Annotated in this window: 9 protein-coding genes; all 9 read right to left on the reverse strand. The window is 70.5% G+C overall.

Going from position 1 to position 7,076, the window contains the following annotated elements; genetic code table 11:
• Positions 1 to 717, reverse strand: a 717-nt coding sequence (locus FV223_RS16345; protein ID WP_147728025.1) for an ATP-binding protein, incomplete at its 3' end; no start/stop codon positions are given.
• 317 nt (positions 718 to 1,034) lie between these two features.
• Positions 1,035 to 2,252, reverse strand: a complete 1,218-nt coding sequence (gene hemA / locus FV223_RS16350; protein ID WP_147728026.1) for a 5-aminolevulinate synthase — start codon at positions 2,250 to 2,252, stop codon at positions 1,035 to 1,037.
• Between the two features lie 45 nt (positions 2,253 to 2,297).
• Positions 2,298 to 3,161, reverse strand: a complete 864-nt coding sequence (gene puhE, locus FV223_RS16355; RefSeq protein ID WP_147728027.1) for a putative photosynthetic complex assembly protein PuhE — start codon at positions 3,159 to 3,161, stop codon at positions 2,298 to 2,300.
• A gap of 10 nt (positions 3,162 to 3,171) precedes the next feature.
• The gene (gene acsF / locus FV223_RS16360) at positions 3,172 to 4,224 is read right to left on the reverse strand and encodes a magnesium-protoporphyrin IX monomethyl ester (oxidative) cyclase (protein ID WP_187274684.1); all 1,053 of its coding nucleotides are present in this window, start codon (positions 4,222 to 4,224) and stop codon (positions 3,172 to 3,174) included.
• Positions 4,225 to 4,244: 20 nt separating this feature from the next.
• Positions 4,245 to 4,547 (reverse strand): hypothetical protein, encoded by a 303-nt coding sequence (locus FV223_RS16365; protein WP_187273562.1) that lies wholly within the window; start codon positions 4,545 to 4,547, stop codon positions 4,245 to 4,247.
• Positions 4,544 to 5,017: a photosynthetic complex assembly protein PuhC gene (puhC, locus tag FV223_RS16370; RefSeq protein ID WP_147728029.1), complete on the reverse strand. Its 474-nt coding sequence runs from the start codon at positions 5,015 to 5,017 to the stop codon at positions 4,544 to 4,546. The genes FV223_RS16365 and puhC overlap by 4 nt, the downstream gene beginning before the upstream one ends.
• A gap of 269 nt (positions 5,018 to 5,286) precedes the next feature.
• Complete coding sequence (gene puhB / locus FV223_RS16375) at positions 5,287 to 5,988, reverse strand: photosynthetic complex putative assembly protein PuhB (RefSeq protein WP_147728030.1); 702 nt, start codon at positions 5,986 to 5,988, stop codon at positions 5,287 to 5,289.
• Positions 5,985 to 6,761 carry a photosynthetic reaction center subunit H gene (gene puhA, locus FV223_RS16380; protein WP_147728032.1) on the reverse strand — a complete coding sequence of 259 codons (777 nt, stop codon included), beginning with the start codon at positions 6,759 to 6,761 and terminating at the stop codon, positions 5,985 to 5,987. Before puhA ends, puhB begins: the two co-directional genes overlap by 4 nt.
• Positions 6,762 to 6,792: 31 nt before the next feature.
• Positions 6,793 to 7,076 (reverse strand): PucC family protein (locus tag FV223_RS16385; protein WP_187276159.1); only part of this gene is annotated, 284 nt, incomplete at its 5' end.

Below are 7,076 nucleotides of genomic sequence, written 5' to 3' on the forward strand. Positions count from 1 at the left end.
GGCCTGCGCCCGCTCGGCCTTGGCGTAGGTGGCGCAGAACGCTTCCGGGTCGCGCTCGTAGACGTCGCGGCGGCGGACCACGTCGATGCGGGTCGCGATGTCGGTGGGCGTCGCCACCTCGACGGCGAGGCCGAACCGGTCGAGGAGCTGCGGCCTCAGCTCGCCCTCCTCCGGGTTGCCGGAGCCGACGAGCACGAAGCGCGCCGGGTGCCGGATCGACAGGCCCTCGCGCTCGACGGTGTTGACCCCGGAGGCCGCCACGTCGAGCAGCAGGTCGACGAGGTGGTCTTCCAGCAGGTTGACCTCGTCGATGTAGAGGAAGCCGCGGTTGGCCCGCGCCAGCAGCCCGGGCTCGAACGCCTTCTCGCCGAGCGCCAGCGCCCGCTGCAGGTCGAGCGCGCCGACCACCCGGTCCTCGGTGGCTCCGAGCGGCAGGTCGACCACCGGCACCGGCACGAGCGCGCTCTTGCGCTCCGCCTGGCCGCGGCAATGCGGGCACGATTCGGCGGGTGCGGCCGGATCGCAGGCATAGGGGCAGCCGACGACCGCGCGCATCCGCGGCAGCAGACCGGCCAGCGCCCGGATCGCGGTGGACTTGCCGGTGCCGCGATCCCCGAACACCAGCACGCCCCCCACCGACGGATCGACCGCCGCGATCAGCAGCGCCCGACGCATCTCGTCCTGGGCGACGATGGCGGTGAAGGGGAAGGTAGTCACGCGCGGGGGCACTCGTGATTGCGAAGATGTTGTCACGCCGATCCGTGGCTGGGGAGGTTCGGCGCGATCGGCTCGATCGGCGCGATCGAGAATGGCACCCTGGCCTTCGAAACGCACGGGCAGTTCCCTTCTTCCGATGCGACTCGTCAGGGCCGCACGCTATGCAGGGTCAGGCGCGGGTCCCCTCTCCCCATGGAAGAACGGGCCCCGCAGTGCTTCGGACGCACCATCCGGCGCCGTCACGCAGAGGCGTCGGAATTCGGTAGGGCCCGAGGACGCGGAGAAACTCGCCGCACGGATTGTCGGCGGCGTGTCCCCTACTCCGCCGCCACCCGCTCCAGCCCGATCCGCCCCCAGATCGCGGCCAGCGCCCCGACGAGGTGGTCGATGTCGGCGTCCGTGTGCAGGGGCGACGGGGTGATGCGCAGGCGCTCGGTGCCGCGGGCGACGGTCGGGTAGTTGATCGGCTGCACGTAGATGCCGAACTCGTCGAGCAGGGTGTCGGAGATCGCCTTGCACAGCACCGGATCGCAGACCATCACCGGGACGATGTGGCTGTCGTTGGGCAGGGTGGGGATGCCGGCGGCGTCCAGGCGCTCGCGCACCCGCTGCACCCGCTCCTGGTGCCGTGCGCGCTCGACGTTGCTCCGCTTGAGGTGGCGGATGCTGGCGGCCGCGCCCGCCGCCACCGCCGGCGGCAGCGAGGTGGTGAAGATGAAGCCCGAGGCGAAGCTGCGGACGAAGTCGCACAGCGTCTCGCTCGCGGTGATGTAGCCGCCATGCACCGCGAAGGCCTTGCCCAGCGTGCCCTCGATCACGTCGAGGCGGTGGGCCAGCCCCATCCGCTCCGAGATGCCGCCGCCGCGCGCGCCGTAGAGGCCGACCGCGTGGACCTCGTCGAGGTAGGTGAGCGCGCCGTGCGCCTCGGCCACGTCGCAGATCTCGTCGATCGGCGCGATGTCGCCGTCCATCGAGTAGACCGATTCGAAGGCCACGAGCTTCGGCCTGCCGGGCTCGATCATCCGCAGCTTGCGGTCGAGGTCCTCCGGGTCGTTGTGGCGGAAGATCTGGCGCTCGGCGCGCGACGCCCGGATGCCCTCGATCATCGAGGCGTGGTTCTCGGAATCCGAGAGGATGACGCAGCCGGGCAGCTTGGCGCCGAGGGTGCCGAGCGCCGCCCAGTTCGAGACGTAGCCGGAGGTGAACAGCAGGGCCGCCTCCTTGCCGTGGAGGTCGGCGAGCTCGCGCTCCAGCAGCACGTGGTAGTGGTTGGTGCCGGAGATGTTGCGGGTGCCGCCCGCGCCCGCGCCGCAGCGGTCGAGCGCCGCGTGCATGGCGGCGAGCACGTCCGGGTGCTGGCCCATCCCGAGATAGTCGTTCGAGCACCAGACCGTGACGGGCTTCTCGCCTTCGGGGCTGTGATGGGTCGCGTGCGGGAAGCGTCCGGCCTGACGTTCGAGATCGGTGAAGACGCGGTAGCGCCCCTCCCGGTGCAAATTCTGAAGCTCGGCGCCGAAGAACGCGTCGTAATCCATCGCTCGTCTCCCCGTCCTCGTTTCGATCGCGCGGGTTCTCCCGCGTTAGGCCGCGTCGCGCCGGGCCGGCTCGGCCGGCCCCTGTGTCGGTCCGGCTGCGGCGGAGGCCGCGAGCTTCACCTTTGTCGGGACGGCCGCGGCGGACGCCGCGACCTTCGGCGGGAGGCTCCAGTTCCAGAGGGCGGCCGCGGGCAGCGGCAGCATCAGGAACCAGTGCTCGAGGGTCGCCAGGCCCATCAGCGTGGTGAGGATGGTGAAGCCGACCATCGCGTGCGGCGTGATCGGCTCGGAGAGCGCCGCCTGGCCGAGCAGCACGACGATCACGGTGGCGACGCTGACCGACGCCGGGAACAGCAGGTTCATCGGCCGCTTCGTCAGGTAGCAGCCGAGATAGGCCAGATGGTCGGGCAGGAACTCGGCGTTGAGGTTGCGCACCCCGAGGAACAGGTTGAGCCGGGCGCTGAGGTTCATCCCCCACAGCACGCAGTAGGTCCACAGGGCCAATCTTTGCGGGGTGTTCCAGGTGAGCGCCAGGATCGCCAGCGCGCCGAGAACGATGGCGAATTCGTGCCACAGGCTCGTCGCGACCGCCGCCCGGAACTTCTCGACGCCGCGGGCGCCGGGCCGGCAGGCCTCCGGCCGCGGGCCGGTGACGAAGCCCATGTAGTAGCTCATCTCCTGCCAGCCCCAGACCAGCAGCGCGCCGGTGAAGGCGGTGTAGGCCCCCGTCTCCGTGGCGTCGCCGGCGCTCGTGCCGATCGCGTAGAGCGCCGCCAGCAGCACCGCGGTGCCGGCGGCCATGCTCCACGGGAAGGTGCGGCGCGGCAGATGGTCGAGCAGGATGATCACCCCGGTGGAGAACCACCAGATCGCCACCGCATAGAGGGCCGGGACGGCGTAGGGCGACATCGCCGGCCCGCTACCACACCGGCTCGAGGCGGATGTCGGCGGGCATCGCGTTGTCGAGGGTCGGCAACAGGTAGAGCCTGCCGAAGGTGACCGCGGCCCGCGCCACCTGCACGCCGCGCTTCAGCGTGCCGGCGACGCCGCCCTGCGCCCGCGCCTCGGCGATCTTCACCGAGCAGTCGAGCAGGGTGTCGAGCCGCTGCTTGAACTTCGGGTTGTCGAGGTCGAGCGTCAGCGGGAAGGTCTGCTTCGAGATCTCGGAGGTGATGCGGAAGACCGTGAAGTCGTACTCGGACGGGTCGACCCCGAGGGCGGCGTGGAAGGCCGGCCGGCAATGGTCGCGGACGTACATCGTCGCGAACACCGCCAGCAGGAAGAACTTGATCCAGTAGCGGTTCAGCCCCTGCGTCAGCTTCGGATTGGCGCGCATCAGTAGCGCGAAGGCCTCGCCGTGGCGGAACTCGTCGTTGCACCACTTCTCAAACCACTTGAAGATCGGGTGGATGCGCCGCTCGGGGTGCTTCTCCAGCTCGCGGAAGATGGTGATGTAGCGCGCGTAGCCGATCTTCTCGGACAGGTAGGTTGCGTAGAAGATGAACTTCGGGCGGAAGAACGTGTACTTCTTCGACTTCGTCAGGAAGCCGAGATCGACGCCGATGCCGAAATCCTTCAGCGTGTCGTTGATGAAGCCGGCGTGGCGCGCCTCGTCGCGGCTCATGAAGCCGAACAGCTCCTTGATGTCCTTGTTCTTGGCGCGCTTGCGCATCTCGGCGTAGAGGACGCAGCCCGAGAACTCGGCGGTGATCGACGAGACCAGGAAGTCGAGGAACTCCTTCCGGAGTTCGGGCTCCATCTGCGACAGGTCGCAGTCGAAGTCGGCGTTGCGGGTGAAGTGGCGCTTGTTCGGGTCGGAGCGCAGCTCCTCGATCAGCACGTCCCACTCGGCCCGGACCGGCTCGACGTTCGTGCGGTCGAGCTCCGCGAAATCGGTGGTGTAGAAGCGCGGGCTGAGGAAGGTCGTCTCCTGCGCGGACTTGGTCGATTCGTTGACCGGGCGGGTGGGCAGCGGATGCCTGACGGGAGCGTTCAAAGCTTCCTCCTCTCGCTGAAGCTGACTTCGTAGAGCTCGGTCAGCTCGAGATGGCCGGCGAGCTTGGTCCAGAGCCGCTCGATCCGGCCGGCCCGCGTCACCGTCGCGGTGCGGCGGACGACGAGGCGCTCGCCGTAGGGCACCGAGGTCGGCGCGTCGTGGACCTGCACCTCGTCGCCGGGCTCGATCTCGAAGTCGGCGTCGAGGCTGACATGGGCGTGCAGGCTCTCGGGGGTCTGCTCGATCTCGACGGTGCAGGGCACCTCGACCGTGCGGCGGCCGTTCAGGAATCCGATCATCGCGGGACGCTCACGTCGGGAAGGGCGTTGCCGGGTAGGAGCTTGGCGAAGGCGAGCGCGTTGGTCGGGCCGAAGGCGCCCATGTTGACGCTGCGCCCCGTGGTCTCGTCGATCAGGGCGAGCGAGCCGTCGTCGTAGCGGGTTAGGCGGAACGGCTCGGCCGGGGTCAGGCCGGCGCGCAGGCGGGACTGGCCGAAGCTGCGCAGGGTCGCGCGGACGAAGTTGTCCTGGCCGGGCTCGATGGTCTCGATCAGCCGCGCATCGGCGGCATCCTCGATCCGGATCGACCCGTCCGGGCGGTCCAGCACGCGCAGGGCGACGGAGGCGACGGGATTCCCGCCGGGGTTTCCGCTGAGGCCGATCCGCTCGGTGCGCCCGACCACCACCGCCAGCATGGTGAAGCCGAGGAGCGCCCCGGCTCCGATCAGTGCGAGCGCCGGGATCGGTCCGCCCTCCGCCACCTCACCCATCGGCTTCCCTCACCGTCTGCCCGGACCGGTCGTCGGGGCGGCACCGCTCGGTGTCCGGCCACGTCGCCGTTTCCTTGGCTTCACGTTAACCGGTGTCAAGCACGCTTGACAATCCTCGTTCTGGATTTTTCGGGCGGGTTTTTCGAGGGTGCCGGCAAGGTCCTGTTCGCGAACGACTTTTTTCGAGAAGCGAACGCCCGCCCCGGCGGTTCGGCCGGGACGGGCGGGGTGATGTCTCGTCCGCGCGGCTCCGCGGAGGCTCGGGCCGGTCAGCGCGCTCCGACGGCGACGAGGCGCGGCTTGCGCGCCGCGTTCTGCGGTCGGGCGACGAGCACCGGCAGCGCGGACTCTTCCTCGGGCGCCCGCGCCGCGACGATCGCCCGGGCGAGGATGGCGGCTACCTCGCCTGCGTTCGGGACGGAGCGGAGCATCGGCTGCGGCTCGGTCACGCGCCAGGGGCGGGCATGCGGCCACAGGTGCAGGTAGGCGACGCGGGTGCCGGCGCTCAGCCGGAGCGGCAGGTCGCCGGTGCCGTCGGCGAAGCTGTGCAGGGCGGCATCCTCCACCTGCGCCAGCGGCAGGTTGAAGGTGACCGGCAGCGCGATGCCGATCCGCATCACCACGCGGCGGTTGGTGATGGTGTAGGTCGTGGTCCAGGAGGCGAGCCAGCCGAGGCCGCCGACGACGGCCAGCGCGGCGGCGCAGGCGGCGAAGGTCGGCCACGAGGCTTCGAGGCCCGCCAGCACCGCGCCGTCGAGAGCCGCCGGCAGGATGGTCCAGGCGGCCAGCACGCCGAACCACAGCACCACGAACCCGCCGTGCATCGGGCGGGCGGCCATGCCGAAGGCGGTCGGCCGGCCCTGCCACAGGATGTGCTCGCCCGGCGGCAGCGCCTCGGGCAGGCCCTCGGGGATCCGGTCGTCGCGGACGGTGTCGTCCGAGGGCGTATCGTGGGTCCGGCGGCCGCTCATAGCAGGGTCTCCGCGCGCTGGGGCGTGGCGTACAGGGTGCCGGCGCCGAAATAGGCGATGATCTTCTCCTCCTCGAGGAGAGTCACCGCGTCGGGGTCGGCGTGGGGCGGGATGTCCGAGAACTGTCGGGCGAGCAGCGCCTCGGTCTTCACGGTGCGCGAGAACCGCCCCGTGCGGCAGAAGGTGACCGGCATCAGCACGCGGCGTCCGCCGGCGCCGAGATCGACCTCGTAGTAGCGGGCGAAGCTTTCGCCGCGGTCGACCCAGATGTCGGACACCGTTCCGGCGATCTGGCTGTCGGCGCCGAACACGCTCATGCCGATCGGGTTGGGGCCGTCCTCGTGGACCATGAAGTGCGTCGCGACCCGCAAGGGGACGATCCGTTTCTGGCCGTCGAAGGTGTGATCGAACGCGTCGTCGCGGCTGACCCAGGAGCCGGGGCCGACATGGGCGAACATCGGGTCGGCGCCGGTCGGCTCCAGCGGGGCGCCCGGCCAGGGCTCGCGCTTGCTGCCGAGGTAGTTGCGGTCGGGCCTGGTGTCGGCCTGCGGCGCCTGCTTGATCTTGCCGTCGGCGAGGTGGAACAGCTTCGGCGTCGGGATCAGGATCGGGTCGGGGCGCTTGAGGGTGCCCGTCACCTCGGCCTCGAGGGGATAGCCCTCGCGCCGGTCCTCGCGCCGGAGCCAGAAGACCAGGCCGAAGAAGAACAGGAAGAAGGCGTACAGGACGATCTGCGCGACGTCGACGTAGCCGGTGAGTGCTCCCGTGGGCAGTGCTCCTGGTGGCATGGCGATCTCCCGAGCTTCAGGTGGAGGAGGTGGACAGGGCGACGCGGGGCCTGCCCCGCGCCGCCGGTTGCGGGCTGCGGTCCCGGACCAGCGGGCCGATCGCGACCAGCGTCGCGAACAGCAGCGCGATCTCGATGTGGTAGACGACGAGGTAGCCGATCGAGGGATCGCTCATGCCCTCGCCGAGCGCCCCCGAGACGGCGAGCGCCGAGCCGACGTCCCGCACGATGCCGCTGCCGGCGATGGCGAAGGCCGGGCCGGAGGATACCGGGCTCGCGCTCGGCGCCTGGGGCGCGGTCC

Source organism: Methylobacterium sp. WL116 (assembly GCF_008039455.1).
In the GTDB taxonomy this organism is placed as follows: domain Bacteria; phylum Pseudomonadota; class Alphaproteobacteria; order Rhizobiales; family Beijerinckiaceae; genus Methylobacterium.

Coding starts and splice junctions, on each gene's coding strand:
- hemA (WP_147728026.1), bottom strand. CDS start 2,252: ATGGATTACGACGCGTTCTTCGGCGCCGAGCTTCAGAATTTGCACCGG.
- puhE (WP_147728027.1), bottom strand. CDS start 3,161: ATGTCGCCCTACGCCGTCCCGGCCCTCTATGCGGTGGCGATCTGGTGG.
- FV223_RS16365 (WP_187273562.1), bottom strand. CDS start 4,547: ATGATCGGATTCCTGAACGGCCGCCGCACGGTCGAGGTGCCCTGCACC.
- puhC (WP_147728029.1), bottom strand. CDS start 5,017: ATGGGTGAGGTGGCGGAGGGCGGACCGATCCCGGCGCTCGCACTGATC.
- puhB (WP_147728030.1), bottom strand. CDS start 5,988: ATGAGCGGCCGCCGGACCCACGATACGCCCTCGGACGACACCGTCCGC.